At 32.0% G+C, this 2,762-nt stretch carries 3 protein-coding genes; 2 read left to right on the top strand and 1 reads right to left on the bottom strand.

All coding sequences use genetic code 11. The features are described 5' to 3' along the window. Positions 1-74 precede the first annotated feature (74 nt). Positions 75-281, top strand: coding sequence for a hypothetical protein (locus tag HOG71_03845; GenBank protein ID MBT5989965.1), 207 nt, complete (start codon positions 75-77; stop codon positions 279-281). A 63-nt stretch (positions 282-344) separates the two neighbouring features. Then, the gene (locus tag HOG71_03850; protein ID MBT5989966.1) at positions 345-1,643 is read left to right on the top strand and encodes a glucose-6-phosphate isomerase; all 1,299 of its coding nucleotides are present in this window, start codon (positions 345-347) and stop codon (positions 1,641-1,643) included. On the opposite strand, the gene HOG71_03855 is transcribed toward HOG71_03850, so the two are convergent. After that, on the bottom strand, positions 1,623-2,381 hold the full coding sequence (locus HOG71_03855) for a 4'-phosphopantetheinyl transferase superfamily protein (GenBank protein MBT5989967.1): 759 nt from the start codon (positions 2,379-2,381) through the stop codon (positions 1,623-1,625). The genes HOG71_03850 and HOG71_03855 overlap by 21 nt on opposite strands. Positions 2,382-2,762 lie beyond the last annotated feature (381 nt).

A 2,762-nucleotide genomic window follows, 5' to 3' on the forward strand; every position in this document is an offset into this window, starting at 1 on the left:
GTTATAGAAAGGACAAATGCTTGGTTGGATGCTTACAAGGCAATTCTGGTACGTTTTGAAACAAACAAAACTCATTGGAAAGCATTGCATCTATTGGCTTTTACAGTAATTTTATTGCGTCAACTTTGAACAACTTCATTACCAAACTTATTCGCGAAATCCAGTCTAATATTGGCAAACTGCAAGATAAAGGACATCCAAACTGGAAAAAAGTTGATTTTAACTTTTCAGAAATCAAATGGGAAATACATCCAATTTCAGAGAGTATTTTTGGATTATAACTAAATAAATAGATTTAAGGGCAGTTTTATTTAATTTGAACTGCCCTTTTTTAATATAATCGCATGACTCAGATTACACTAAACTCAACCTATATTAAAAACTTCATTTCAGATGAAGAATTAGCATCTTTAAAAGAAAAAGTTATTCATGCTCATCAGGATTTATGTAATAAAACGGGTAAGGGAAATGAATTTCTGGGATGGCTTGATTTACCATTATCTTTAAATCAAGATGTTATCAGTGATATTGAAGTTACTGCTGAGTACTTGAGAAAACAATCATCTGTTCTGGTAGTCATTGGTATTGGTGGTTCATATTTAGGTGCACGTGCAGTTATTGAGGCTCTATCACCTTCTTTTGAAGAAGCAAAATCGCATCGGATTATTTATGCAGGACATCAAATTAGTGAGGAATATCATGCTGAATTAATTGAGCAATTAGACAATGTTGATTATAGTATTGCAGTTATTTCAAAATCTGGGACAACCACAGAACCAGCCATTGCTTTTCGCTTATTGAAAAATCATATTGAAGGCAAATATGGACTCAAAGAAGCAAGAAAAAGGATAGTTGCCATTACTGATATATCTAAAGGTGCGCTTAAGCAGCTTTCAACTAATGAAGAATATAAAACATTTGAAATAGCAGACGATATTGGAGGCAGATATTCGGTATTATCGCCAGTAGGATTGTTACCAATTGCATTTGCAGGCTTTTCCATAAATGAGTTAATTGAGGGAGCAAAAGGTGCAAATATCGAATTTCATGAAAACAAAGACCATGTATCAAATCCTGTTCTTCACTATGCAGCACTACGCAATATACTGCTTCAAAAAGGCTTTAATATTGAACTAATGACCTCTTTCAATCCAAAACTTTTTTACCTGATTGAATGGTGGAAACAATTGTTTGGTGAAAGTGAAGGAAAAGATGGCAAAGGAATTTTCACGGCAGGTTCTATTTTTTCAACAGATTTACATTCGCTGGGTCAGTATATTCAAGATGGACAAAGAATACTCTTTGAAACTGTTTTAAGTGTTAGTAAAATTAATAAAGAGTTAACTGTACCTGATTCCACAGAGAATATTGACGGTTTGAATTACCTAAAAGGCAAGAGACTACACGAGATAAACCTTATTGCAGAAGAAGCGACAATACAGGCTCATTATTCAGGAAATGTTCCTGTTTTAAAAATTGAATTGCCTGAAATTACAGAAGAGGTGCTTGGTCAATTAATTTATTTCTTTGAAATGGCTTGTGGTGTTAGTGCCTATATTTTGGGCGTTAATCCATTCGATCAGCCAGGTGTTGAAGCCTATAAAAAAAATATGTTTAGGTTATTAGGGAAGCCAGGATTTTAGAATTTCTTCAGTAAGTTGAATGAACTTTATTCCTTCAGTTTGTTCAGACAGGGCAATACATCCTTGATAATCATTGATTGTAAAAGAATTGAGAAAAATATGTTGAAAGTCAATTTCAATCGGTATTTCATTATTATTAACCTCATTGCAAACTTCGAATGAACGGATTTGCTCAAGAAGTCCTAACCCAATTAGCTTAACAGCAGATTCTTTTCGAGTCCAATAGTCAAAAAACACTTTTTCAGGATGCAAATCTCCCTTAATGTTTTCCTGTTCTTGTGCTGAAAAATAGTTTGCTGCAATTAATTCTATTTTGTTTGAAGGTCTTACAAACTCAATATCAACTCCAATTTGCGATTGCAAACTAAAACCAACAAGCACATAATCTTTGGCATGGGATAAGCTAAAATTGAGATTGGTACTGGGATACAAAATTTTGGGTTTAACATTTTCTTCCTGACTAATCAATATATCACTTAATTCAACCTGACATAGGCGACTGATAATTGACTTTAGGATTATCCTTGAAAGAAGAAAATTAAGTTTATCTGATTGCCTGAAAAAAGCATGAAATCTTGAAGATTCATATGTGTTTAATAGTGAAGTTTTATCCAGTAAGTTATTCATTTCACTATTATTAGCAAGCAATATAACAGTTAGATTATTCCTCAGATCATCAACATTAATTTCACCAATCCAATCAACATCACTTTTTTTATAACAATTAATATTCAGCATAAGCCTTACTATCTATTTCAACGCATGATTTCTTCAGTGACTCGAAAGTAAGAAATAATAGAAATCTAAACCGTAAAAAGTCAGTCTATATATTTCACCCTTAATCAGTTATTCGTGCTATTTTTGTGATACACATGTCAATGTATCGCTTAGAATAAAAGGGATCTAATATTTCATTTATTACTAAACAATAATATTACTCAAATTACAACAGAAAAACTACAAAATCATCATTTACAATATGAAGTTGTTCAAAGTCGAATGTTGATAAAACACCAATGATACCAAAATAAAGATTAATATCATTGGTGTAAAAAAATATATGTTAAGTAAAGGTATAATAAAAAAGAGATCTGTCCAAGACTGAACTTTGGAAATTCA

Source organism: Bacteroidota bacterium (assembly GCA_018698135.1).
In the GTDB taxonomy this organism is placed as follows: Bacteria; Bacteroidota; Bacteroidia; order CAILMK01; family JAAYUY01; genus JABINZ01.